General features: G+C 70.8%; 21 protein-coding genes. 9 read left to right on the top strand and 12 right to left on the bottom strand.

Features of this window, described 5'->3' with window-relative positions:
* Positions 1 to 4: 4 nt before the first annotated feature.
* The 7 genes from ACE3T5_RS04940 to ACE3T5_RS04910 are packed head-to-tail and all read right to left on the bottom strand — an operon-like array spanning position 5 to position 8,056.
* Complete coding sequence (locus ACE3T5_RS04940) at positions 5 to 988, bottom strand: ABC transporter ATP-binding protein (protein ID WP_374665192.1); 984 nt, start codon at positions 986 to 988, stop codon at positions 5 to 7.
* 11 nt (positions 989 to 999) lie between these two features.
* A complete protein-coding gene (locus ACE3T5_RS04935; protein WP_374665081.1) occupies positions 1,000 to 2,004 on the bottom strand; it encodes an ABC transporter ATP-binding protein in 1,005 nt (334 codons plus the stop codon).
* Positions 2,001 to 2,888, bottom strand: coding sequence for an ABC transporter permease (locus ACE3T5_RS04930; protein ID WP_374665079.1), 888 nt, complete (start codon positions 2,886 to 2,888; stop codon positions 2,001 to 2,003). The genes ACE3T5_RS04935 and ACE3T5_RS04930 overlap by 4 nt, the downstream gene beginning before the upstream one ends.
* Positions 2,889 to 2,904: 16 nt before the next feature.
* On the bottom strand, positions 2,905 to 3,840 hold the full coding sequence (locus ACE3T5_RS04925) for an ABC transporter permease (RefSeq protein ID WP_374665077.1): 936 nt from the start codon (positions 3,838 to 3,840) through the stop codon (positions 2,905 to 2,907).
* Between the two features lies 1 nt (position 3,841).
* Positions 3,842 to 5,425, bottom strand: coding sequence for an ABC transporter substrate-binding protein (locus ACE3T5_RS04920; RefSeq protein ID WP_374665075.1), 1,584 nt, complete (start codon positions 5,423 to 5,425; stop codon positions 3,842 to 3,844).
* Between the two features lie 42 nt (positions 5,426 to 5,467).
* Positions 5,468 to 6,913, bottom strand: coding sequence for a M81 family metallopeptidase (locus tag ACE3T5_RS04915; protein WP_374665073.1), 1,446 nt, complete (start codon positions 6,911 to 6,913; stop codon positions 5,468 to 5,470).
* 3 nt (positions 6,914 to 6,916) lie between these two features.
* Positions 6,917 to 8,056, bottom strand: a complete 1,140-nt coding sequence (locus ACE3T5_RS04910) for an NAD(P)/FAD-dependent oxidoreductase (RefSeq protein WP_374665071.1) — start codon at positions 8,054 to 8,056, stop codon at positions 6,917 to 6,919.
* Positions 8,057 to 8,166: 110 nt separating this feature from the next.
* Here ACE3T5_RS04910 and ACE3T5_RS04905 point away from each other — a divergent pair, with 110 nt between their 5' ends.
* Positions 8,167 to 8,889, top strand: coding sequence for a helix-turn-helix domain-containing protein (locus ACE3T5_RS04905; RefSeq protein ID WP_374665069.1), 723 nt, complete (start codon positions 8,167 to 8,169; stop codon positions 8,887 to 8,889).
* Positions 8,890 to 8,907: 18 nt separating this feature from the next.
* Here ACE3T5_RS04905 and ACE3T5_RS04900 read toward each other — a convergent pair whose 3' ends face one another.
* Positions 8,908 to 9,297: a VOC family protein gene (locus ACE3T5_RS04900; RefSeq protein WP_374665066.1), complete on the bottom strand. Its 390-nt coding sequence runs from the start codon at positions 9,295 to 9,297 to the stop codon at positions 8,908 to 8,910.
* 83 nt (positions 9,298 to 9,380) lie between these two features.
* Between ACE3T5_RS04900 and ACE3T5_RS04895 the strand changes: the two genes are divergently transcribed.
* Positions 9,381 to 10,016 carry a trimeric intracellular cation channel family protein gene (locus tag ACE3T5_RS04895; protein ID WP_374665064.1) on the top strand — a complete coding sequence of 212 codons (636 nt, stop codon included), beginning with the start codon at positions 9,381 to 9,383 and terminating at the stop codon, positions 10,014 to 10,016.
* A gap of 93 nt (positions 10,017 to 10,109) precedes the next feature.
* Here ACE3T5_RS04895 and ACE3T5_RS04890 read toward each other — a convergent pair whose 3' ends face one another.
* Positions 10,110 to 10,574, bottom strand: coding sequence for a CBS domain-containing protein (locus ACE3T5_RS04890; protein WP_374665062.1), 465 nt, complete (start codon positions 10,572 to 10,574; stop codon positions 10,110 to 10,112).
* A gap of 100 nt (positions 10,575 to 10,674) precedes the next feature.
* Between ACE3T5_RS04890 and ACE3T5_RS04885 the strand changes: the two genes are divergently transcribed.
* The 5 genes from ACE3T5_RS04885 to ACE3T5_RS04865 all read left to right on the top strand — a co-directional run bounded on the left by ACE3T5_RS04885 (position 10,675) and on the right by ACE3T5_RS04865 (position 17,220).
* Entirely contained in the window at positions 10,675 to 11,970 is a 1,296-nt protein-coding gene (locus tag ACE3T5_RS04885) for an O-acetylhomoserine aminocarboxypropyltransferase (RefSeq protein WP_374665060.1), read from the top strand.
* Between the two features lie 15 nt (positions 11,971 to 11,985).
* On the top strand, positions 11,986 to 12,789 hold the full coding sequence (locus ACE3T5_RS04880; RefSeq protein ID WP_374665058.1) for an alpha/beta fold hydrolase: 804 nt from the start codon (positions 11,986 to 11,988) through the stop codon (positions 12,787 to 12,789).
* Positions 12,790 to 12,925: 136 nt separating this feature from the next.
* Positions 12,926 to 15,583, top strand: a complete 2,658-nt coding sequence (locus ACE3T5_RS04875) for a GDYXXLXY domain-containing protein (RefSeq protein ID WP_374665056.1) — start codon at positions 12,926 to 12,928, stop codon at positions 15,581 to 15,583.
* Entirely contained in the window at positions 15,580 to 16,857 is a 1,278-nt protein-coding gene (locus ACE3T5_RS04870; RefSeq protein WP_374665054.1) for a cytochrome P450, read from the top strand. The genes ACE3T5_RS04875 and ACE3T5_RS04870 overlap by 4 nt, the downstream gene beginning before the upstream one ends.
* Positions 16,858 to 16,881: 24 nt before the next feature.
* Positions 16,882 to 17,220, top strand: coding sequence for an Mpo1-like protein (locus ACE3T5_RS04865; protein WP_374665052.1), 339 nt, complete (start codon positions 16,882 to 16,884; stop codon positions 17,218 to 17,220).
* A 181-nt stretch (positions 17,221 to 17,401) separates the two neighbouring features.
* Here the strand turns inward: ACE3T5_RS04865 and ACE3T5_RS04860 are convergent, their stop codons facing one another.
* Genes ACE3T5_RS04860 through ACE3T5_RS04850 form a run of 3 tightly spaced genes read right to left on the bottom strand, consistent with a single transcriptional unit; the run spans position 17,402 to position 21,483 of the window.
* Complete coding sequence (locus tag ACE3T5_RS04860) at positions 17,402 to 18,838, bottom strand: class I adenylate-forming enzyme family protein (RefSeq protein WP_374665050.1); 1,437 nt, start codon at positions 18,836 to 18,838, stop codon at positions 17,402 to 17,404.
* A 12-nt stretch (positions 18,839 to 18,850) separates the two neighbouring features.
* Positions 18,851 to 20,284 carry a class I adenylate-forming enzyme family protein gene (locus ACE3T5_RS04855; RefSeq protein WP_374665048.1) on the bottom strand — a complete coding sequence of 478 codons (1,434 nt, stop codon included), beginning with the start codon at positions 20,282 to 20,284 and terminating at the stop codon, positions 18,851 to 18,853.
* The gene (locus ACE3T5_RS04850) at positions 20,281 to 21,483 is read right to left on the bottom strand and encodes a YihY family inner membrane protein (protein ID WP_374665046.1); all 1,203 of its coding nucleotides are present in this window, start codon (positions 21,481 to 21,483) and stop codon (positions 20,281 to 20,283) included. The genes ACE3T5_RS04855 and ACE3T5_RS04850 overlap by 4 nt, the downstream gene beginning before the upstream one ends.
* A gap of 23 nt (positions 21,484 to 21,506) precedes the next feature.
* Between ACE3T5_RS04850 and ACE3T5_RS04845 the strand changes: the two genes are divergently transcribed.
* Together ACE3T5_RS04845 and ACE3T5_RS04840 are read left to right on the top strand one after the other, a co-directional pair.
* Entirely contained in the window at positions 21,507 to 21,905 is a 399-nt protein-coding gene (locus ACE3T5_RS04845) for a DUF2069 domain-containing protein (RefSeq protein ID WP_374665044.1), read from the top strand.
* Positions 21,902 to 23,329, top strand: a complete 1,428-nt coding sequence (locus ACE3T5_RS04840; protein WP_374665042.1) for an FAD-binding oxidoreductase — start codon at positions 21,902 to 21,904, stop codon at positions 23,327 to 23,329. The genes ACE3T5_RS04845 and ACE3T5_RS04840 overlap by 4 nt, the downstream gene beginning before the upstream one ends.
* Positions 23,330 to 23,416: the final 87 nt, after the last annotated feature.

The raw sequence follows: 23,416 nt of genomic DNA, 5'->3' as shown, positions 1-23,416 counted from the left end.
GGGTTCAACGGAAGTGGCAGGCCACCCACTGCGTGCCGCCCGCCGCCTCACGCGGGGTCAGCGCGGGCTGCTGCTCGCGGCAGAGGGGCTGCGCCAGCGGGCAGCGGGTGTGGAAGCGGCAGCCCGCCGGCGGGCTCGCCGGGCTGGGCGGGTCGCCCTGGAGCAGCGCGCGCTGCACGCGACGGCGCGGGTCGGGCACGGGCACGGCGGACAGCAGCACCTCGGTGTACGGGTGGCGCGGCGCGCTGAACAACGTGTCGCGGTCGGCCACCTCCATCACATGGCCCAGGTACATCACGGCGACGCGATGGCTGATGTGGCGCACCACCGCCAGATCGTGCGCAACGAAGAGGTAGGCGAGGCCCAGCTCCGCCTGCAGGTCCATCAGCAGGTTCACCACCTGCGCCTGCACAGAAACGTCCAGCGCGGACACGGGCTCGTCGCACACGATCAGCTTGGGGTTCAGCGCCAGGGCGCGCGCGATGCCCAGCCGCTGCCGCTGCCCGCCGGAGAACTCGTGCGGATAGCGCCCCGCCGCCTCGGGCCGCAGGCCCACGCGCGAGAAGAGCCACTGCACGCGCTCGCGCCGCTCGGCGGGCGTGCCCACCGCGAAGTTGCGCAGCGGCTCGGCCACGATCTCGCCCGCCTTCCAGCGCGGGTTGAGCGAGGCATACGGGTCCTGGAAGATGATCTGCAGGTCGCGCCGCCGCTGGCGCATCTGCTCCGGCGACAGGGCCAGGAGTTCCTCGCCTTCCAGACGAACCGAGCCCGAGGTCGGCTCCACCAGGCGCAGGATGGACTTGGCGGTGGTGGTCTTGCCGCAGCCCGACTCCCCCACCAGCGCCAGCGTCTCGCCGCGCGCCACGCTGAAGGAGACGCCGTCCACCGCCTGCACCGGCGGCTTCGCGGGGCGCATCCACTGGCGCGGCGCGGCGTAGTGCTTGCGGAGGTTCTCAACGACCAGCAGCGGGATGGCGGGCGGGTCCATCGTCGCCGTGCTCATGCCGCCTCCCCTGCCGTCACCGGCGCCTCGGGCACGCGGCCCTCCTCCACGGCAAAGCAGGCGGCCACGTGGCCTTCGCCGCGCAGCTCAGGCCTTTCGGTGCGGCAGCGCTCGGCCGCCAGTGCGCAGCGCGGCGCGAAGGCGCAGCCCGGCCCCAGGTCATGCAGCGCCGGCACGATGCCCGGGATCTCCGAGAGGCGCTTCGCATGGGTGTTCATCGACGGCATGGAAGCCATCAACGCGCGGGTGTAGGGGTGACGCGGCCGCTCGAACAGGTCCGTCACGTCGGCCTCCTCCACCTTGCGGCCGGCGTACATCACCACCACGCGATCACAGGTCTCGGCCACCACGCCCAGATCGTGCGTGATGAGGATCATGCCCATGCCCAGCTCGCGCTGCAGGCGGGCGATGAGATCCAGGATCTGCGCCTGGATGGTCACGTCCAGCGCGGTCGTGGGCTCGTCGGCGATCAGCAGCTCGGGCCGGCAGGCCAGGGCCAGCGCGATCATCACGCGCTGGCGCATGCCGCCGGAGAGCTGATGCGGGTACTCGTTGGCGCGTCGCTCGGCCTCGGGGATCTGCACCAGCTTCAGCATCTCCACGGCACGGGCCATCGCCTCGGTGCGGCCGAGGCCCTGGTGCTGCTGCACGCTCTCGGCGATCTGCCGGCCCACGCTCATCACCGGATTGAGCGAGGTCATGGGTTCCTGGAAGATCATCGAGATGCGGTCGCCGCGCACGCGGCGCATCTCGCGCTCGCTCACCTGCAGCAGGTTGGCACCCCGGTAGCGCACCGCGCCCGCGTGCCGCGCCGGCGGCGTAGGCACCAGCCGCAGGATGGACATGGCCGTCACGCTCTTGCCGCAGCCCGATTCGCCCACGATGCCCAGCGTCTGCCCGGCGCGCACGGTGAAGGACACACCGTCAACCGATTTCACCGTGCCGGCGAGCGTGTCGAAGTGCGTGCGCAGGTCGACGACCTCCAGCAGGGGCGCGCTCACAACTGCCTCGCCAGCCGCGGGTCGATGGCATCGCGCAGGCCATCACCCACCATGTTGATCGCCAGCACCGTCACCGCCAGCAGGATGCCGGGGTACAGGATGATGTGGAAGGCCACGGCCACGACATTGCGGCCCTCGGCCATCATGTTGCCCCAGCTCGGCGTCTGCGCCGGGATGCCCACGCCCAGGAAGGACAACGAGGCCTCGATCAGCACGGCGGAGGCGGCGACGAAGGTCGCCTGCACCACCAGCGGCGCCGTCATGTTGGGCAGCACGTGCCGGCCCAGGATGGCGGGCAGCCGGGTGCCCACGGCATGCGCGGCCTCCACGTACAGCTGTTCGCGCAGCGTGAGCGCGAGCGAGCGCACCAGTCGCACCACGCGCGGAATCTCCGGCACGGTGATGGCGACGATCACGGTGGTGAGGCTGGCCTTGGTCACCGCCATCAGGGCGATGGCCAGCAGGATGCCGGGGATGGCCATCAGCCCGTCCATCACGCGCATGATGGGGCCGTCGGCCCAGCGCACGAAGCCGGCCAGCAGCCCGAGCAGCGTGCCGATGACCGAGGCCAGCACCGCCACCGACAGACCGACGATCAACGAGACGCGGGCACCCCACACCGCGCGGCTGTAGACGTCGCGGCCCAGGGCATCGGTGCCGAAACGGTGCTCGGCGGAAGCCGTCTGCAGCCGGGCCAGCGGGTCGATCTCCTGCGGGTCGTGCGTGGCCAGCCAGGGCGCGGCCAGCGCCAGCACCACCATCAGCGCCAGCAGCAGCAGCCCCAGCACCAGCGTAGGGTTCTTGCGCAGCCAGCGCCAGCGCCGGCGCGGCGGCGCCGCCGGCATCTCGGCGGCGTCAGGCGTGGAGGTCGCGAGCGTGGACATGCGGGAAGCGACGCCTTCAGTAGCGGATGCGCGGATCGAACAGGCGGTAGCTCAGGTCGATCAGCAGGTTGATCAGCACGTACACGCCCGCGGCGATGAGCAGCACGCTCTGGATCACCGGGTAGTCATGACGCTGCACCGAATCGATCACCAGCCGACCCACACCCGGAATGGCGAAGACCGTCTCGGTCACGACCACGCCGCCGATCAGCAGCGCGATGCCCACGCCGACCGTGGTGGCGATGGGCACGGCCGCGTTGCGCAGCGCGTGGCCCAGCACGGCCAGCACGCCCAGGCCCTTGGCGCGCGCGGTGCGGATGTAGTCCTCCTGCAGCACCTCCAGCACGGTGGCGCGGGTCATGCGGGTGAGCAGGGCCATGTACAGCAGCGCGAGGTTCGTGCAAGGCAATGCCAGGCTGCGCAGCCAGGGCCCCACGCCCTCGGCCACGCGGGTGTAGCCCTGAACCGGGAACCACTCCAGCTGGATGGCGAAGGCGTAGATCAGCAGGTAGCCCACCAGGAACACCGGCACCGAGAAGGCCAGCACCGCGAACACCATCACCGCGCGGTCGATCCACGTGCCCGCCTTGTACGCGGCCAGCGTGCCCAGCGGCACCGAGGCCGAGACCGCCAGCGTCATGGTGATCACGGCGATCGACAACGTGGGCTCCAGGCGCTGCGCCAGCAACTGCGTGACGGGCACCTGCGTGAAGATGGACGTGCCCAGGTCCCCCGTGAGGATGCGCCCGAGCCACAGCAGGAACTGCTTCCACAGCGGCTGATCCAGGCCCAGCGCCACCCGCAGCTTGGCGATGTCGTCCACCGTGGCCAGGTCGCCGGCGATCAGCGCCGCCGGGTCGCCGGGCGAGAGGTGGATCAGCAGGAACACCACGACGGCCACCACGCCCATCACCGGCAGCGTGGCGGCCAGCCGCCGCAGCACGTAGTTCACGCTACTTGTCGAGCGCCCACACCAGCGGCAGGCCGTTCCACATCTTCTCCACGCCCTTCACCTCCTTGCGGATGGCCATGGCGGGCGTGTACTGGCCCACCGGGATGTAGGGCAGCGCGTTGAAGGCCTGCACGTGGAACTTGTCCAGCAGCTCCTTGCGCTTGGCCGGGTTGGTCTCCTTCAGCCAGGCGGTGCGCAGCTCGTCCAGCGGCTTGTCGCAGGGCCAGCCCGGCAGGCTGCTGCCGCAGGAAGCGCTGAGGTAGGCATTGGTGATGGGCGAGTCGGCGTCGAAGCTGCCGGCCACGGTGACGTACATGTTCCAGCCGCCGGCATCCGGCGCGTCGCGCTTGGCCCGGCGTGCGCCGATGGAAGCCCAGTCGGAGGTGACCGGCTCCACGTTCATGCCCATGTTGCGCAGCGTCTGCAAGGCCATCAGCGCCTCGGCGTTCAGGTAGGTGATGTCGCTGGGCACCAGCAGCACCACCTTCTCGCCCTTGTAGCCCGCCTCGGCCAGCATCTGCTTGGCCTTGGCGAGATCGGGCGTGCGCCACGGCTCGGCGCCGGCAAAGGTTTCGTGCGCGCTGCCGCAGATGAAGAAGGTGGCGCAGTTCGTCACCCGCATGTCCACCGGGTAGCCCATGGCGGCCATGAACTTGTCCTGGCTCACCGCCTTCAGCACGGCCTGGCGGATCTTCGGGTTGTTGAAGGGCGGGTGCAGCTGGTTCATCACCATCCAGCCCTGCCACGCGCCCGAGGGCGCGAGCTTCACGTTGGTGTCGGAACGCAGCGGGTTGATGTAATCCGGCGGCACCTGCTCGATCAGGTCGACCTCGCCCTTCTTCAGCGCGGCCACGGCACTGTTGGCATCGGGGATGTAGCTCCACTCGATGCGGTCGAAGGCGGACTTCTTGCCACCCGCCAGGCCATTGGCCGGTTCGTTGCGCGGCACGTAGTGCGGGTTGCGCACGAACACCACCTTGTTGCCTGGCACCCACTCGTCCCGCTTGAAGACGAAGGGGCCGGAGCCCATCACCTCGGTCAGCGGCGCGGTGGTGGGCATCCTGGCCAGCCGCTCGGGCATCACCACCGGCGGAAAGCCCGAGGGCTTGGCCATGCCCTCCAGCACCATGCCGAAAGGCTCCTTCAGCGTGAGCGTGAAGGTCTTCTCATCCACCGTCTTCCACTCGGCGGCAGAGATGGCCGTCATGGCGCGGCCGATGCTGTCCTTGGCGGTCCAGCGCTGCATGGAGGCCACCACGTCGGCCGCCTTCACCGGCGTGCCGTCGGAGAACTTCAGGCCGGGGCGCAGGGTGAACGTCCAGAGCTTGCCGTCCTTGGAGGTGGTGTACTTGTCGACCATCTGCGGCTTGGGCTGGCCCTTGCTGTCCAGGCCGAAGGGCATGTCGTACACCATATAGCCGAAGTTGCGCGTGATGTAGGCGGTGGTGAAGCTCGGGTCGAGGATCTTCACGTCGGCGTGGGCCACCACCTTGAGCGTCTTGGTCTGGGCCATCACCGCAGGGGCGGCGGTGCCCAGCAGCCCGGCGATCAGCAGGGCGGCGGTGGCGAGGGTGCGTCGTTGCATGGCTTTCTCCTGGCGAAGGACGGGTGGGGCGTGGAAGGCGGCTCAGGCATCCAGCGGCCACTTGGGCCGGCGGACCTTGCGGTAGGGCAGGCTGCGCAGATCGAAGCTCACCGCGCCCGGCGCGGCGGCGTAGATCACATGGCGCGCGACCTTGGAGTACGAGGCATGGAAGTGCTGCGACGACTTCACCACGATCAGCTTCTTGCTCGCCAGATCGCAGCCGATGCCGGTGAAGAGATCGGTGCCCATGGCCTGGTTGCGCAGGCTCACCAGCAGGATCTGGATGCCCTTGGCCTCCACCAGCGCGCAGTCACCCATGTGCGTGAGCGTGTTGGACAGGCCGGTCTGCGTGTGCTCGTGCCTGACGGCCAGCACGTGGCAATCCAGGTCCAGCGGGGCGCCGGACAGCGGGCTCACCTTGCCGCCGATGCGCAGCGGCAGGCGTGCGCCCTCCCCGGCCTCGATGGCGATGCGCGCGGCGATGGGATCCCAGAAGGGGCCGATCGCCACGTTGGTGATGCCGCGCTCGATGAGCCGCTGCAGGATGAAGGTGGCGTCGCTCGCGGCGCCACCACCGGGGTTGTCCGCGCCATCGGAGAGCACGACCGGTCCGCCTTCGAAGGCCATGGCCTGGTCCAGCGCCTTGTCGATGCCGGGCACGTGCGGCGAGAGGGCGTCGCGCAGGGCAATCAGCTCATCGGCCAGTTGCCGCGCGAGGCGCGCGGCCTTGGGCGCGTCGCCGTCGGTGTAGACCAGCACCTTGGTGCCCATGTCCGGCACATCGCCCCAGGCGAAGCCATGCGTGATGGAGATGGAGAGCACGCCATCCTGGCCCTCCATGGCCTGGATGCGGTCCACGAAGCCGCGCGCCGGCTGGCGCGAGGTGTGCAGCGTGACGATCATGTCCGTGTCCACCACGGCCGCGGTGGGGCGGATGCGGCCCTGCACCTTGGCGGCACACAGGTCCACCAGCTCGAAGGCGCGCTCCAGCACGTCGGTGTGCGGATACTCCTTGTACGACATCAGCACGTCGGCGTGATCCACCATCGCCTGGCTCAGGTGGTTGTGCGGGTCCAGCTCGGCGCCGACCACGACGTCGGGCCCCACGATCTCGCGCACGTGGGCCAGCAGGTCGCCTTCGCAGTCGTCGTAGCCGTCGGCCACCATCGCACCGTGCAGGCCCAGCAGCACCATGTCCACCGGCAGCGCGGCGCGCAGGTCCGCCAGCAGTTCGGCTCGCAGGCGCTCATAGGTGGCGCGGGTGGTGATGCCGCTGGGCTGGGCGCCGGCCACCAGGCCTTCCACCAGCGTCCAGCCGCGTTCCTTGCCGCGGATGCGCGCCGCCCACAGCGGGCCGGCGAAGTAGAACATGTGGTCCGGGTGGGTGCCGCCCGGGTAGTAGCCCCGGTCCTGGAAGGAGGCCATGCCGGTGGGCATGGGGCCGAAGGTGTTGGTTTCGGTGGCGATGCCGCCGGAGAAGACGCGCATGGGCTAGGGGCTCGAGTGAAGTCGGGCGGGCGACAGCATGGCTTCGGTCAGACCGTGCCGGGCAATCGCTTCGGGAAGGGGCTGGCGGCGGATCAGCGCGGCACAGGCCTCGCCCATCGCGGCAGAGGTCTGGATGCCGTAGCCGCCCTGCGCGGCCACCCAGAAGAAGCCGGGCGCGCGGTCGTCCCAACCGCCGACGAGATCGCCATCCGCCACGAACGAGCGCAGGCCGGCCCAGGTGCGCGTGGGCCGGCGGATGGTGAGCGTGGTCAGGCTCTGGATGCGGTCGATGGCGATGGCGATGTCCATCTCCTCGGGCTGCACGTCGTGCGGCGGCACCGGATCGACGTTCGCGGGGGAGCCCAGCAGCATGCCGGCATCGGGCTTGATGTACCAGTCTTCGGTGACGCCGGCCGTCATGGGCCAGCGGCTCGCGTCACACCCCTCGGGCGGCGCGAAGATGAAGGCCGAGCGCCGCTTCGGCTGCAGGCCGATGGGCCGGGCGCCAGCCAACGTGCCCACGACATCGGCCCAGGCACCGGCCGCATTGACGAGAACGGGCGCCCGCACACGATGCTCGCCGGCGTGCACCTCCCATTGGTCGCCCACGCGCTGCACGCTGCGCACCTCGGCATCGGTCAGCACAGCGCCGCCCGCGCGCCGCACGCCGCGCAGGTAGCCCTGGTGGATGGCGTGCACGTCCATGTCGGACGCATCGGGCTCGTAAACGCCGCCGATCAGGCCCTCGCGCCGCAGCACCGGGGTGAGTTCACAGGCGCCCGCGGCATCCAGCAGCCGGCCCTGAGGGGAGATGGGTTGCAGCACGCGCCAGTGCTCGTGCAGGGCTTCTTCCTGGCCGGCGGTGGCCACCATCATCGCGCCGCGCGGGCTGAGCACCGGCTGCTCGGCAAAGCCGGGCGGCGGGTTCTGCAGGAAAGGGCGGCTGGCGATGGTGAGCGCGCGCACCTGCGGCGTGCCGTAGCTCTCCATGAAGAGCGCGGCGGAGCGGCCGGTGGAGTGGTAGCCGGGTTGCGACTCGCGCTCCAGCAGCAGCACGCGGCCGTGCGGGGCGAGCCAGTACGCCACCGAGGCCCCGGCGATGCCGGCCCCGACGACGACGAAGTCCGCCTGCTGCGATTGCATGGTGCGCATCCTAGCCTGGAATTTTCACATTCGCAAATTCGGCCGGTCTGTTGGCTGACCGCGTCAGATCGGCATGGCGTTTGCCTTTGCGTTCACGCAAAATCGGACCGATGAGTTCCGCGCCCCGCTCAAGTGCGCGCCAGGCCACTGGCCAGGCGCCGAAGGCTGCGCGCGCCAGCCGTGCGGCCTCGACACCGGCGCCCGCGTCAGCGGCCGGCCTGCACACGCTGGACCGGGAGACCTTCGGCCGCCGCCTGCGCGCGGCGCGCAAGAAGTTCGGCTGGACCCTGCAGGAGGTGGCCGACCGCTCGGGCGTCTCGGTGCCCACCATCTCGCGCGCCGAGCGCGGGCAACTCGCGCTGTCGTACGAGAAGTTCTCGGCCCTGGCCCGCGCGCTGAAGATGGACATCGGCGCCCTCTTCGCCGAGGGCGACGCGCCCGGCGTCGGCCTGCCCGGCCCCATCCTCACCCGGGCCGGTGAAGGGGTGGCCTATCGCGGCCAGTCGTTCACCTACGAGTTCCTCGCCACGCAGGCCACCGGCAAGCAGATGAGCCCCATCCTGGGCACGGTGCACGCCCGCGCGATCCACGGCCCGGAGGATTTCGCGCGGCACGAGGGCGAGGAATTCGTCTACGTGCTCTCAGGCGCGATCGAGGTGCACTTCGACACCGGCCAGGTGGTGAAGCTGGCACGCGGTGACTCGCTGTACTTCGACAGCCGCATCGGGCACGCCTACATCAGCACCAGCCGCCAGCTCGCGCGCACCGTGGGCGCCACCACCAGCGAGAGCACGCAGATGCGCTATGCGCGCAAGCGGTCGGCGGGCGATTGAGCCGGGCGCTGCGCGCCCTCAGGGCTCGTGGCACGCCACGCAGAGCTTGTTGCCATCGGGATCCCGGAAGTACGCGCCGTAGTAGTGGGCGTGGTACTCCGGCCGCAGCCCGGGCGGGCCCTCGCAGCGGCCGCCGTGCGCCAGCGCAATGGCATGCGCCCGATCCACCACCGCCCGCGTCGACGCGAGAAAGGCCGTCATCTGACCGTTGCCGGGCGCATGGGCCTGCCCGTCGTAGGGCCGCCCCACCAGGAACAGCGGCCGCGGCCCCGGGGTCGACTGCCAGCCGGCCCACGGGCGCTCCCGCTCGACGAAGCGCTGCGGCAGGCCCAGGCTCTCCATCAGGGGCTGATAGAACGCGAGAGCACGGTCGAAGTCGGTCACGCCGACGAAGAGGTGCGAGAACATCAGGCGGGCTCCTGGCCGCAGTCTGCGGCGCCCTGCCAGCTTAACGCGACACGCCCGGCCCCTGCCCATGGACAATCCAGGCCATGTGGAACTCCGCCATCCTCTCCTGGCTGCACATCGCAATGGAAGCCACGGCCACGCTGGCGTTTGCCTTGTCGGGCCTGCTGGAGGCCTCACGCAAGAAGCTGGACCCGGTGGGCGTTTGCATCGTCACGGGCCTGGCGGCCTTCGGCGGCGGCACCCTGCGCGACGTGCTGCTGGATCGCCGACCGTTCGTGTGGGTGGCGCATGCGCAGTGGCTGTGGGTGCTGCTGGCGCTGTGCATCGGCGCCATGTTCTTCCTGCGCACGCGCCATCTGGAGGTGACCGAGCGCGCCATGCAGTGGCCCGACGCGATCGGGCTGGGTCTGTTCAGCGCCAGTGGCACGCAACTGGCACTGGCGCAGGGCCTCCCGGCCATCGTGGCGGTGTTGATGGGGGTGATCACCGCCGCCTTTGGCGGCGTGCTGCGCGACATCGTCTGCAACGAGATCCCTCGCGCGCTGCATGACCACAGCCCTTACGCGGTGTGCGCGTTCGTGGGCGGCTGGGTGCTGGTCGGGGCGACTGCGCTGGGGTGGCCGCCCGAGGCCGCGATGGCCACGGCAGCGGTCGTTGGCGCGGGGTTGCGGGTGATCGTGCTGTGGAAGGGGATCAGCCTGCCGAGGTGGGATGGGTAGGGCTGCGCATCGCTGGGGTTGCACCCCAGCCTACGAATAAAGGCAGCCCCTTGTAGGCTGGGGTGGAGCGCCAGCGCAACCCCAGCGTTCCCCTCACCCCGCCGCCGACTGCTGCGCGTCGTCTTCCGCCGGCCAGTCGCGGATGTACGCCTTGAGCATCTTGTTCTCGAAATTCTGGCTGTCCACCACCGCCTTGGCGACGTCGTAGAAGCTGATCACGCCCATGAGCATGCGCCGGTCCATCACCGGCATGTAGCGGGCGTGGCGCTCCAGCATCATCCTGCGCACTTCGTCGAGCTCCGTCTCCATGGTGCAGGTGAGCGGCGCGTCATCCATCGCGGCGCGCACGGTGGTGTTGCCCACCACGTGGCCATTGCGCACCACGCACTGGATGACCTCGCGGAAGGTCAGCATGCCCACCAGGTCGCCGTGGTCCATGACCACGAGCGAGCCGATGTCCTTGTCGGCCATCACGTCGATGGCCCGCGCGAGCGGCTCGTCCGGGGACACGGTGAACAGGGTGCCGCCCTTCACGCGCAGGATGTCGCTGACTTTCATGGGGTCTCCTTCTCCAGGGCCGCCCGCTGGCGGGGCTGAGATGAATATAGCCCACAATCCGGGGCAGTTCCACAGCGGACACGAGAGGAGACGCATCCCCATGCCCGGTTACTCCGACCCCGGCTTCGACACCCTGGCGCTGCATGCCGGCGCCGCGCCCGACCCCGCCACCGGCGCGCGGGCAGTACCGATCCACCTGAGCACCTCGTTCGTCTTCGAGTCGAGCGACCACGCCGCGGCGCTGTTCAACCTGGAGCGCGCGGGCCACGTCTATTCGCGCATCAGCAACCCCACCAATGCGGTGCTGGAGCAGCGCGTGGCCGCCCTCGAAGGCGGCATCGGCGCCATCGCCACCGCCAGCGGGCAGGCGGCGCTGCATCTGGCCGTGGCCACGCTCATGGGCGCGGGCTCGCACATCGTGGCCAGCACGGCGCTCTATGGCGGCTCGCAGAACCTGCTGCACTACACGATGCGCCGATTCGGCATCGACACCACGTTCGTGAAGCCGGGTGACATCGACACCTGGCGTGCCGCGATCCGGCCCAACACGAAGCTGCTGTTCGGCGAGACGGTGGGCAACCCGGGCCTGGACGTGCTGGACATTCCCACGGTGAGCCAGATCGCGCACGAGGCGGGCCTGCCGCTGCTGGTGGACTCCACCTTCACTACGCCGTACCTGATGAAGCCGCTGGATCTGGGCGCCGACCTGGTCTACCACTCGGCCACCAAGTTCCTCTCCGGCCACGGCACCGTCATCGGCGGCGTGCTGGTGGATGGCGGCAGCTTCGACTGGAACGCCTCCGGCCGCTTCCCCGAACTGACCGCGCCCTACGACGGCTTCCACCAGATGGTGTTCAGCGATGAGTCCACCGTGGGCGCCTTCCTGCTGCGCGCGCGGCGCGAGGGCCTGCGCGACTTCGGCGCCTGCATGAGCCCGCACACCGCCTGGCTGATCCTGCAGGGCATCGAGACGCTGTCGCTGCGCATGGAGCGCCACATGAGCAACACGCGCCGCGTGGTGGAGTTCCTGGCCGCCCACCCCTTCGTGGCGAAGGTGGGGCACCCGCTGCTCGAATCGCACCCCAGCCATGTGCTCGCGCAGAAGCTGCTGCCCAAGGGCGTGAGCTCGGTGTTCAGCTTCGACATGAAGGGCAGCCGCGAGCAGGGCAAGCGCTTCATCGAGACGCTGAAGCTGTTCAGCCACCTGGCCAACGTGGGCGACTGCCGCTCGCTCGTCATCCACCCCGCCAGCACCACGCATTTCCGCATGACGGACGAAGCGCTGGCGGGCGCGGGCATCGGCCCCGGCACCATCCGCCTGTCGATCGGGCTGGAGGATCCGGACGACCTGATCGACGATCTCAAGCGCGCCCTCAAGGCCGCCGAGAAAGCCTGAGGCGGGAGCGAAGCGATGGAACTGCAAGTCAACGGCGCCCGCACCTTCTGCTACACCGGCGGCAAGCCCTTCGATGCCGCGAAGCCCACCGTGGTGTTCATCCACGGCGTGCTGAACGACCACAGTGTCTGGATCCTGCAGACACGGTACTTCGCCCATCACGGCTTCAACGTGCTGGCGGTGGATCTGCCTGGCCACTGCCGCAGCGCCGGCGAGGCCCCGAAGTCGGTGGAGGAAGGCGCCGACTTCATCCGCGCGCTGCTGGATGCCGCGGGCGTGCAGCAGGCAGCGCTGGTGGGCCACAGCTTCGGCGCGCTGATCGCGCTGGAGACCGCCGCTCGCTACCCCGAGCGCGTGACGCGCCTCGCGCTGGTGGGCGTGGCCTACCCGATGAAGGTATCGCCGGCCCTGCTGGAGAACTCGGTGGCGAACCCGATGAAGGCCATCGACATGGTGAACGTGTACTCGCACTCCATGCTGGCCCCGCCGCCCTCCGCACTCGGGCCGGGCACCTGGCTGTACGGCGGCTCGCGCGCGCTGATGAAGCGCGTGCTGGCCAGCAACCGCGAGGTGAACATCTTCCATCGCGGCTTCAACGCCTGCGACACGTATGCCGGTGGCGAGGCGGCGATGCAGAAGGTGCAGTGCCCCGTGCTGTTCCTGCTGGGCCGCGCCGATGCGATGACGCCGGTGAAGGCCGCGGGCAGCCTGCAGAAGCTGGCGCGCGACGGCCGCACGGTGGTGGTTCCAGGCGGCCACGCCATGATGACCGAGTCGCCGGATGAGGTGCTGGCGGCGCTGAAGGGCTTCCTGGGCTGACCGGCATGGGCGCTGCCGCTCGGCCCCCCGGTATCGCGGCAAGCGACCCGCCAGGGCCTGTGACGGCACTCCGCACGGCGCTGACCATGGATTCGGCGCAGGGCCCGACCATGGCGAGCCAGGAGAACCGCGCCCCATGAACCTGCGACTCACCCTCTATGCCCTGGCGTCCGGCCATGCGCTCGACGCGCCCGCCACCCTGCGGCTGTTCGAGACGGCCGGCCTGAGCGACGAGCCCCTGGCCGTGCGTCGTCGCCTGTGGCCCGCCGTGGCGGTGATCGCCGCGGCGCTCACCGGGCTGGGCGTGATCCTGTGGCTGGCCGCGAACTGGGACACCCTGGGGCGCGCCGGGCGCTTCGCGCTGCTGCAGGGCGTGATCCTCGTCTTCTGTGCCGGCGCCGCGCTGCGGCCCCGGCTGGCGCCCGCCCTGGGCCTGCTGGCCTTGCTGGGCACGGGCGGGCTGTTCGCCTACTTCGGGCAGACCTACCAGACCGGCGCCGACCCGTGGCAGCTCTTCGCGTTGTGGGCCGTGCTGACCCTGCCGCTGGCCCTGGCGGTGCGCAGCGACGCGGTCTGGGTGCCCTGGACGCTGGTGGTCATGACCGGCATCTCGCTGTGGGTGCAGGCGCACACGGGCCACCGCTGGCGCATGGAACCGGGTGACCAGGGCGTCTTCCTGGCCGCCTGGCTGGCCATGGCCCTGGTGGTGGCGGCGCTCTCACCGTCCGCGTGGCGCTTCACGGGCGCAGGGGCATGGGCGATGCGGACGGCGGCCACGCTGGCGGTGATCGCCATCACGCTCACCGCGCTGGGCGGTCTGTTCACGCGCAACGAGGCCTCTTTCTACTGGCTGGGGCTGGCCGTGCTGGGCATCGCCGCCGCCGTACTCACCCTGCCACGCGTCTTCGATGTGTTCGTGATCAGCGCTGTCGCACTCGGCCTGGACAGCCTGCTGATCATCGGCACCGGCCGCCTGCTGTTCGAGATCCCGGGCAGTGACTGGGTCGGCCGCATGCTGCTGCTGGGCCTGGGCGCCGCGGGGCTGCTGGCCGCCTCGGTGAGCGCGATCCTGCGGCTGGCACGACGCGACGTCGCGCACGCAGGCGCAGGCGCAGGCGATGCACGCGCGGCCGCGAGCGCTGTGAAGACCGTGGTTCCGGTCGCGTCCCCAGGCGACTCGCAGCCGCCCCTCGAACGCATCCTCGAACAGGCCAAGGCCCGCGGCATCCTGCCGGCGGAGGCCCGCCTGCCCGAGCCCGAGTCGCGCCCCTGGCCGGTGGTGCTGCTGGTGGCGCTGGGCGCCTGGCTGGCCACGTTGCCGCTGCTGAGTGTGGTCGGCCTGCTCCTCGGCCCGCTGCTCACCACCGACGTGGGCGCCAGCGTGGCTGGCGTGCTGCTGCTGATCGCCTCGGTGGTGGTGCTTCGCGCCCGCGAGCTGCCGGTGTTCGTGGAGCAGTTGGCCATCCCCGGCCTGCTGACGGGCGGCGGCACGCTGGCCTTCGGGCTGGGCCGCGGCCTGGGCACGCAGACCACGGCCGCCGTGCTGTGCCTGGTCGCCCTGGTCATCGCGGCGTTCGTGGCGCGGCCCTGGCTGCGCGTGCTGCTGGGCGCCCTGGCCGCCACGCTGTTTGCGTTTGCCGTCACCCCACTGCGCCTCTTCGACCACGGCTCGGGCCACCAGGTGGCGTGGATGGCGCTGCACTTCGGGCTGGCCGCCTGGGCCGCGGCGCTGGTGATCCAGTCCCAGGTGCTCGCCGATGGTCGGCATGCGCCCTTTGCAGCCGCCGTCGAATCGATCGCGGCTGGCTGGGTGCTGGCCGTGCTGGCCGGCCTGGCCGTGTGGGCGGGCATGACGATGCTGGTGGGCGGGGTGATGGGGGGCATCGGCCCCCAGCCTGGGCGGTACGCCGTCGACCAGTGGCCGATGCGCGCGGCATCGACGGTGCTCGGCGCAGCGGGCCTGCTGCTCGCGGGCCGCCACTGGCCCACCCTGCGCCAGCCGGCGCCTGCGCTCGCCGGCCTGGTGATCGCCAGCCTCGCCTGGTTCCTGCCCAGCCTGGGCGGCGTGCTGTTCGCGCTGGCCGCGCTGGCCATCACGCAGCGCTGGCTGCTCGCGGGCGCTGGCGCGATGGCCGCGGCCTGGATCACCGGGGCGTTCTACTACCAGCTCCAGTGGTCGCTGGCGACCAAGGCGGTGGTGCTGGTGGGCGCGGGCGCGGCGCTCGGGGCCATCGGCTGGCTGGCACAGCGCACGCGGCGCACCGTCGGCGCCACACCTGGCCTCGTTCCCATGCCCTGGCGTTGGGGCCGGCCGCTGATCGCCCTGACGGCCGTGCTCGTGGCCGGCGTGGCCAACTTCGCCATCTGGCAGAAGGAGACGCTCATCGCCCATGGCGACAAGGTCTTCGTGCGGCTCGCCCCTGTGGACCCGCGCTCGCTGATGCAGGGCGACTACATGCGTCTCGCCTTCGCCGTGCCGGGCCCCATGGATGCGCAGATGCAAAGCCTGGTGAGCCTGCAGCGGCCGCACGTGGCTGCGGTGCGCGCACCGAACGGCGTGGCCGAACTGCGCCGCCTGCTGGCCCCGGGCGAATCACTGGGGCCAGGCGAGATGCGCATCGAACTCACGCCCAAGGGCGGCCGCTGGATCCTGGTCACCGACGCCTGGTTCTTCCGCGAGGGCGAGGCCGCCCGCTTCGAGCGCGCCCGCTACGGTGAATTCCGCGTGCTGCCGGACGGCCGGGCCCTGCTGGTGGGGCTGGCCGATGAACAATTGCGCACCATCCCGCCATGACCTTTTCCATCACGCCCACCATGACCCCGGCGCGCGCCCGCGAGATCGCCGACAGCTTCGACCTGCGCGCGCTGCCACCCGACTTCTACGCCAACCCCTTCCCGGTCTATGCCGCGCTGCGCGAGCGGGAGCCGGTGCGGCGCATGCCCGACGGCTCGTGGTTCCTCACGCGCTATGCCGACCTCGTGGCCGTGTACCGCGACGCGCAGATCTTCAGCTCCGACAAGAAGGTGGAGTTCACGCCCAAGTACGGCGCCGGCGCGCCGCTGCTGGAGCATCACACCACCAGCCTGGTGTTCAACGATCCGCCGCTGCACACGCGCGTGCGCAAGCTGATCATGGGCGCGCTCACCCGACGCGCCATCGCGGAGATGGAGCCGGGGCTCGTGACGCTGGTGGACGGCCTGCTCGACGCCATCGAGGCGCGCGGCAGCGGCGACCTGATCGAGGACTTCGCCTCCGCGATCCCGGTGGAGATCATCGGCAACCTGCTCGGTGTGCCGCACTCGGACCGCGGGCCGCTGCGCGCGTGGTCGCTCGCCATCCTGGGCGCGCTGGAGCCCAAGCTCACCCCCGAGCAGGAGGCCCTGGGCAACCGCAGCGTGCTGGAGATGCTGGACTACCTGCGCGGGCTGGTGGCCGAGCGGCGACGCCACCCCGGCGACCCCGAGCACGACGTGCTCACGCGCCTGATCCTGGGTGAAGGCGGCGAGCAGCTGAGCGAGGTGGAGCTGCTGCAGAACTGCATCTTCATCCTCAACGCCGGGCATGAGACCACCACCAACCTGATCGGCAATGCGCTGGTGGCCCTGCAGGAGTGGCCCGACGAATGCCGCCAGCTGGTGGCGGCGATCGGCGGCGATGCCAGCCGGCCCGAGCTGGAACCCCTGCTCACGCTGGCGGTGGACGAGTTCCTGCGCTTCGAGTCGAGCAACCAGCTGGGCAACCGCCGCGCGCTGCGGGCCTGCGAGGTGGGCGGCATCACTCTGCCCGAAGGCGCGCTGGTGACGCTGTGCATCGGGGCGGCCAACCGCGATCCGGCGCAGTTCGTGGATCCGGACCGGCTGGACCTGGGCCGCGAGAACAACCGCCACCTGGCCTTCGGCTTCGGCATCCATCAGTGCGCGGGCCTCAGCCTGGCGCGGCTGGAAGGCCGCATCGCCATCGGGCGCTTCCTGGCGCGCTTCCCGCGCTACCGGCTGACCGAAGCACCGGTGCGCGGCGGGCGGGCACGCTTCCGCGGGTTCTTGCGCGCGGCGTTCCGCGTTGAATAGACTTCACGTCCAGGAGACAAGACCATGACGGCTACCACCACGCCCACGGCTGCGGCGGACCCGCGCAGCTTCCAGACCTTCGCGGACTTCTACCCCTTCTACCTGGGTGAGCACAGCAACCGCACCTGCCGGCGCCTGCACTTCCTGGGGTCGACGCTCGCCCTGGTCTGCCTGGGCCTGCTGATCGCTACGGCCAATGCCTGGTGGCTGCTCGCTGGGCTGCTTTGCGGCTACGGCTTCGCGTGGCTCGGCCACTTCGGCTTCGAGAAGAACAAGCCCGCCAGCTTCAAGCGGCCGCTCTACAGCTTCATGGGCGACTGGGTGATGTACAAGGACATCTGGACGGGACGCATTCCGTTCTGAGGACGGGCCGCCCAGGCGCCTTCGGCATCGCTGGGGTTGCACCCCAGCCTACGAGATACCCTTTGCCTGCGTAGGCTGGCGGTGGAGCGAAGCGAAACGCCATCCGACGAGGTGCCCTTGGACCGCGTAGGCTGGCGGTGGAGCGAAGCGAAACCCCAGCGTTCCCCGACGCAGCAGCGCATCAACCCGCTGCGCGACGAAACAGCCCCAGCAGCCCCACCCGATCCACCTTGCCCGTGGGCAGGCGCGGCAACTCCTTCAGCACGACCAGTTGCGCCACCACCTGCCCCTGCAGGTTGAACAGGCCGGTCAGCTTCTCCAGCACCGCCTCGGGCGATGCACCCGGTGCCAGCACCGCCGCCACGCCCACCGACATGTCGCTGCCCGGCGCGTGCACGGAGACGACGGCGCAGTCCGCCACGGTGCCGGTGGCACGCAGGGTGTTCTCGAACTCGCTGGCGGCCACCTTGGCGCCGCCGAGGTTGACCAGGTCATCCATCCGCCCCGCCACCCGCAGCAGCCGCGGCTGCACCAGCATGCCGAGGTCGGGCGTGAGGAACCAGCCATCCTGAAAGGCCTCGGCCGTCTCCTGCGGCCGGTCGATGTAGCCCGTCACCATCGCGCTGCTGCGCAGGGCGATGCGGCCCCAGGTGCCGGGCGGCAGATCGGCCCCTTGCGCATCCAGGATGCGCACGTCCACGCCGGGCCGCACGATGCCCAGGCCGGTGTCGTCCAACCCGTCGCACACGCCGCCCACCTCGTTGCTGCCATAGCGCCCGACGGGTTCGGCGCCCAGCCGATCGCGCAGCCGCTGGCGCAGCGTGGGCGTGAGCACGCCACCGACCGCCGCCACCTGCACCGGGTGCGGTGAGCGCCAGTCCGCGGGCATGGCGTCGAGCAGGCGTTCCAGCAGCAGCGGCATGCCCCACAGGTGCGTGGGCAGATAGCGCGGCAGCCACTGGCCCGAGCCGGCCATCACCGTGCCGCCGGCACGCAGGCAGGCGCTGGCGCGCGCGTAGGCGAGGTTGATGATCAGCGGCCCGGCAATGTGCAGGCGTGTCCGTGCGTCATACCCGTTCACGTCCACGCTGCCGTGCACCCAGTAGTCCTGCACCGGCCGTGGCACGTGCATGAACTTCGAGCGCCCGCCAGAGCCCGAGGTGCGGCTGATGCGATGCGCGGTTTCCGCGGGCAGCGGCACCCAAGGCCCGCCCACCGTGGCCAGCGGCTGCCCGAGCGCGGCGAGGAAAGCCTCGTCGGCGAGCCGGAAGCCCGCGTGCGAGGCGGCCGGCCCGGCACGCCCCGAGAGCACCCAGCGCGAATGGCGCAGCACGAAGTCCAGATCGGGGTCATCCTGGTCGCGAAACGAGATCGTGCAGGCGCCGATGCCCTCGGCCGCCAGCAGCAGCACCAGTTCCAGCGTGAAGGCAGGGCCGCCGACCGCCACGCAGTCCCCGGGCTGCACGCCCATCTGCCGCAGCATGCGCGCGGCATGCGTGACCATGGCGCAGAACTGGCCGTGGGTGAGCGCGCGCCCTTCTTCCACCACGGCCACGTGGTGCGGCGTGGCGAGCGCCCAGCGCTCCAGGATCTCGGCCGTGGTCGGTGGTGATCGCATCCGGCAGCCCGCTCAACCCTGCGACTGGAACATCCGCTGCAGCGCCATGCGGTCCACCTTGCCGGTGTGCATGAGCGGCAGTTCGGGCAGCACCAGCATGCGGGCCAGCGTCTCCGCGTCCAGCCGCAGCAAGCCCTGCAGCCGCGCCTGGGCCTGCGCCGCCGTGGCGCCGGGTGCCAGCACCAGTGCCACGCCGACGGTGACCTCGCCGCCCTGCAGGTTGACGGCGACCACCGCGCAGTCTCGCACCTCGCCACCGGCACGCAGGGCGTCCTCGATCTGCGTGGCGGGCATCTTGATGCCGGCGATGTTGACCAGGTCGTCCTGGCGGCCCGCGAGTCGCAGCAGGCGCGACGCGACCAGCGCGCCGACATCGGCGGTGATGAACCAGCCGTCCTGGAACGATTGCGCCGTCTCCTGCGGCAGATCGATGTAGCCCTCCGCCATCGAAGGCGTGCGCACCGCGATGCGGCCCCACACGCCGCGCGGCAGATCGCGCCCTTCGGTGTCGAGGATGCGCACGTCCACGCCGTGCCGCATCACGCCGGTGCCGCCGGCATCGAGGTCGTCGCAGATCACGCCGGTCTCGTTGTTGCCGTAGCGGCTGACCGGTTCGGCGTGGAACACTTCGCGCAGGCGCTGCCGCAAGGCGGGCGAGAGCACCCCGCCCACGGTGGACACGGGCACCGGCTGGGCGGACCGCCAATCAGGCGGCGCCTCGTGCAACAGGCGCTCGATCTGCACCGGCAGGCCCCACAGGTCCGTCGGCGCGAGCTGCGGCAGCCACGCGCCCGAGCCGGCCATCACCAGCCCGCCCGATCGCAGGCAGGTGCTGCTGCGGGTGAAGGCCACGTTCATCACCAGCGGCCCGCAGATCAGCAGGCGCGTGTCGGGCGTGTAGCGCTTCACGTCCAGGCTGCCGCTCACCCAGTACTCCTGCGCGCGACGCGACAGGGGCATGAACTTCGACCGGCCGGTGGAGCCCGAGGTGCGGCTAATGCGCTGGATCTCGTGCGCCTCCAGCGGCGCCCACAGGCCATCGAGCTCGCTCACCGGCTGACGCAGCTCGCGCAGGAAGGCATCATCCAGCGCGATGAAGCGCGCGGGCGCCGGCACCACCTGCTGCACGCGGGCGATCACCCATTCCGCATGCGACAGCACGAAGTCGATGTCCGGGTCGCCCTCGGCCTGGAACGACAGCGTGCTGGCCCCCAGGCCCTCGGCCGCCAGCAGCACGACGAGCTGGATGCCGAAGCCGGGCCCCGCCACGGCCACGCGGTCCCCGCGCTTCACGCCATGCCGGCGCAGCAGGTGCACGGCCTGGATCACCATGCCGCAGAGCTGGCTGTAGGTGACCTCGGTGCCCTCCTCGCGCAGGGCTGGATGCGCCGGCGCGCGCAGCGCCCAGCTCACCAGGTATTCGGCGGTGGTCGGTGGCGGTCTCACAGCACGTCGCGCAGCATGAGTTGATCGAGCGAGCCGCCGCGCCACAGGCGGGCGGTCGCCTCATTGTGCGGCAGCAGCAGTTGCCGCAACAGGGGCTGCAGCGGTGTCGTCTGCGTGTCGGCCAGCAACGCGTAGCGAGTCGCCTCGCCATCATCCACCTCGTTCAGGCGACCGATCCAGTCGAGTTGCACCAGCGACTGCAGCACAGGCGCGAGCTGCAGCTCATCCACCTCCAGCAGGACGGCGAGCTGATGGGCGGTCAGGCCCCTGCGCGGTGTCGCGCGCGCCCGATCCAGCCGCTGCAGGGCCTCCAGCGCGAGCTGGAAGCGCCAGCCCGGCCCGCCCGCCGTGCGGCGCACGCCGGCCAGCAGGCTGGGCAGGTAGGCCGCCACCACCGCGCCCAGCAGCACGATCACCCATGCCATGTAGATCCACACCAGCAGGATCGGCACGCTGGCGAACGCGCCATACACCGCCGAATAGGTGGGCACCTTGCTGATGTACCAGGCGAGCAGCCGCTTGGCCACCTCCATGCCGACGGCCGCGAACACGCCGCCGGCCAGGGCATGCGCGCCCTGCACGGGCGTGTTGGGCACATAGCGGTACAGGGCAGCGAGTGACAGCGCCAGCGCGATGAACTCCACGCTGTCCAGCACCAGTGAAAGGCCGCCGGGCAGATCGGCCACCAGCCCGCGCGAGGCCGACAGCACCCAAGACGTGGTGGCGAGACTGGCGGCCAGCAGCAGCGGGCCGAGCGTGAGCGCGGCCCAGTAGATCAGCACCCGCTGCGCGATCGGCCGCGGGCGCTGCACGCGCCAGATGGCATTGAGCGTGCGGTCGATGGTGAACACCAGCGCCAGCGCCGAGGCGAGCAGCGCCGCGAGACCGACGAAGCCCAGCTGGCTGGCCTTGCCGGCGAACTGCGTGAGGTAGCCCAGCACCTGGCGGCTGATCGCCTCGGGCACCAGGCTCTGCACCAGCCAGGCCTGCAGGCTCGCCTGCATCTTGCCGTAGGCGGGAAAGGCGGTCAGCGCCGCCAGCACCACGGTGAAGAACGGCACCAGCGCAATGGTGGTGGTGAACGTCAGGCTGCTGGCCGAGACGCCCAGGCGGTCTTCGCGGAAGCGCTCCAGCAGCGTCCGCGCGGTGGTGCGCCAGGGGAATCGGCGCAGGGTGACGGCGAGCCGGGCCAGTTTCATCGGCCGGTATCATGCCAGTCCCCATGACCCAGCCCGATCCCGCCCCCGCCGTGCCACCCCCCGCGGTGGAGGCTACGCGGTGGCTGGCCGCGGGCAGCGCGCTCGCGCTCGTGCTGCTGGCGTTCGCGTGGGAGCTGTGGCTCGCGCCCCTGCGGCCTGGTGGCAGCTGGCTGGCCCTGAAGGCGCTGCCCATCGCGCTGGCCCTGCCGGGCCTGCTACGACGGCGCCTGTACACCTACCGCTGGACCAGCCTGCTGGTCTGGCTCTATTTCACCGAAGGCGTGGTGCGCGCCACCAGCGACCGCGGCCCGAGCGTGCCGCTGGCCGTGCTGGAAGTGGCGCTCAGCCTCGCCCTCTTCATCGCCTGCGCGCTGCATGTGCGGCTGCGCCTGAAGAAGCCCCGCCCCGCCGAGCCGACATGACCGCATCCACCCCCGACACCCTGCTTACCGCGCTGCGCGCCGCCGTGGGCGAGGCCCACGTGCTGACCGAAGGCGACCTTTCCGCCTGGGAGCAGGACTGGCGCAAGCGCACGCGCGGCAAGGCACGTGCCGTGGTGCGGCCGGGCAGCACAGGCGAGGTGGCCGCGGTGGTGCGGGCCTGCGCGCAGGCCGGCGCGCCCATCGTGCCGCAAGGCGGCAACACCGGGCTGGTGGTGGGGGGTGTGCCGGATGAATCGGGCCGAGAGGTGGTGCTGAGCCTGACGCGCATGAACCGCGTGCGCGCCATCGACGCGGACAACCTCACCATGACGGTCGATGCCGGCTGCGTACTGCAGAACCTGCAGCAGGCGGCGGAGGCGGCCGGCCTGCACTTTCCCCTCTCGCTGGCGGCGGAAGGCAGCTGCACCATCGGCGGCAACCTGGCCACCAATGCGGGCGGCACGCAGGTCGTGCGCTTCGGCAATACCCGCGAGCTGTGCCTGGGCCTGGAGGTCGTCACGGCGCAGGGCGAGGTGTGGGACGGCCTCACCGGCCTGCGCAAGGACAACACGGGCTACGACCTGCGGGATCTCTTCATCGGTAGTGAAGGCACGCTGGGCATCATCACCGGCGCCACGATGAAGCTGTATCCGCAGCCGGCGGCCACGCTCACCGCCTGGGCGGCCGTGCCTTCGATGCAGGCCGCGGTGCAGCTGCTGGGGCTGGCGCATCGCCACCTGGGCGCGGGCCTCACCGGCTTCGAGGTGATGGGCCAGTTCGCGCTGTCGCTGGTGGATCGCCACATGCCGCAGCTGCGCGTGCCGCTGTACCGCGACACGCCCTACTGCGTGCTGCTGGATAACGCCGACACGGAATCGGAGGCCCATGCCCGCGGCCGCTTCGAAGCCCTGCTGGAGGCCGCGCTGGAGGCCGGCTGCGCGACGGATGCAGTCGTGGCCGAGAACCTGAGCCAGGCGCACCAGCTCTGGCATATCCGCGAGTCGATCCCGCTCGCGCAGGCGGAGGAAGGGCTGAACATCAAGCACGACATCTCGGTGCCGGTCTCGCGCATCCCGGCCTATTGCGAAGCCACCGACGCCCTGCTCGCGCGCGAGATCCCGGGCGTGCGGCTGGTGAACTTCGGCCACCTGGGGGATGGCAATCTGCACTACAACGTGCAGGCGCCCGAAGGCGGTGATGCGGCCGCGTTCCTGCGCGAGCAGGAGGAGCGCGTGAACACGCTGGTGTACGACCAGGTGGCGGCCTTCGGCGGCTCCATCAGCGCCGAGCATGGCATTGGTCTGCTGAAGGCGCACAAGCTGCCGGACTACAAGTCGCCGGTGGCGCTGGGGCTGATGCGGGCGCTGAAGCAGGCGCTGGATCCGGCCGGGTTGCTGAATCCGGGGCGGGTGGTGGGTCGGTGATCGCTGGGGTTGCGCTGAGCTCCACACCAGCCTACGGAAAACCGATCCATGACGGTGGCATTGGTAGGCTGGGGTGGAGCGCAGCGC

Source organism: Ramlibacter sp., from assembly GCF_041916345.1.
GTDB lineage: Bacteria > Pseudomonadota > Gammaproteobacteria > Burkholderiales > Burkholderiaceae_C > Ramlibacter.
This window is presented reverse-complemented; position numbering and strand designations above follow the sequence as displayed.

Coding starts and splice junctions, on each gene's coding strand:
- ACE3T5_RS04940 (WP_374665192.1), bottom strand. CDS start 988: ATGGACCCGCCCGCCATCCCGCTGCTGGTCGTTGAGAACCTCCGCAAG.
- ACE3T5_RS04930 (WP_374665079.1), bottom strand. CDS start 2,888: ATGTCCACGCTCGCGACCTCCACGCCTGACGCCGCCGAGATGCCGGCG.
- ACE3T5_RS04920 (WP_374665075.1), bottom strand. CDS start 5,425: ATGCAACGACGCACCCTCGCCACCGCCGCCCTGCTGATCGCCGGGCTG.
- ACE3T5_RS04915 (WP_374665073.1), bottom strand. CDS start 6,913: ATGCGCGTCTTCTCCGGCGGCATCGCCACCGAAACCAACACCTTCGGC.
- ACE3T5_RS04910 (WP_374665071.1), bottom strand. CDS start 8,056: ATGCAATCGCAGCAGGCGGACTTCGTCGTCGTCGGGGCCGGCATCGCC.
- ACE3T5_RS04905 (WP_374665069.1), top strand. CDS start 8,167: ATGAGTTCCGCGCCCCGCTCAAGTGCGCGCCAGGCCACTGGCCAGGCG.
- ACE3T5_RS04900 (WP_374665066.1), bottom strand. CDS start 9,297: ATGTTCTCGCACCTCTTCGTCGGCGTGACCGACTTCGACCGTGCTCTC.
- ACE3T5_RS04895 (WP_374665064.1), top strand. CDS start 9,381: ATGTGGAACTCCGCCATCCTCTCCTGGCTGCACATCGCAATGGAAGCC.
- ACE3T5_RS04890 (WP_374665062.1), bottom strand. CDS start 10,574: ATGAAAGTCAGCGACATCCTGCGCGTGAAGGGCGGCACCCTGTTCACC.
- ACE3T5_RS04885 (WP_374665060.1), top strand. CDS start 10,675: ATGCCCGGTTACTCCGACCCCGGCTTCGACACCCTGGCGCTGCATGCC.
- ACE3T5_RS04880 (WP_374665058.1), top strand. CDS start 11,986: ATGGAACTGCAAGTCAACGGCGCCCGCACCTTCTGCTACACCGGCGGC.
- ACE3T5_RS04875 (WP_374665056.1), top strand. CDS start 12,926: ATGAACCTGCGACTCACCCTCTATGCCCTGGCGTCCGGCCATGCGCTC.
- ACE3T5_RS04870 (WP_374665054.1), top strand. CDS start 15,580: ATGACCTTTTCCATCACGCCCACCATGACCCCGGCGCGCGCCCGCGAG.
- ACE3T5_RS04865 (WP_374665052.1), top strand. CDS start 16,882: ATGACGGCTACCACCACGCCCACGGCTGCGGCGGACCCGCGCAGCTTC.
- ACE3T5_RS04860 (WP_374665050.1), bottom strand. CDS start 18,838: ATGCGATCACCACCGACCACGGCCGAGATCCTGGAGCGCTGGGCGCTC.
- ACE3T5_RS04850 (WP_374665046.1), bottom strand. CDS start 21,483: ATGAAACTGGCCCGGCTCGCCGTCACCCTGCGCCGATTCCCCTGGCGC.
- ACE3T5_RS04845 (WP_374665044.1), top strand. CDS start 21,507: ATGACCCAGCCCGATCCCGCCCCCGCCGTGCCACCCCCCGCGGTGGAG.
- ACE3T5_RS04840 (WP_374665042.1), top strand. CDS start 21,902: ATGACCGCATCCACCCCCGACACCCTGCTTACCGCGCTGCGCGCCGCC.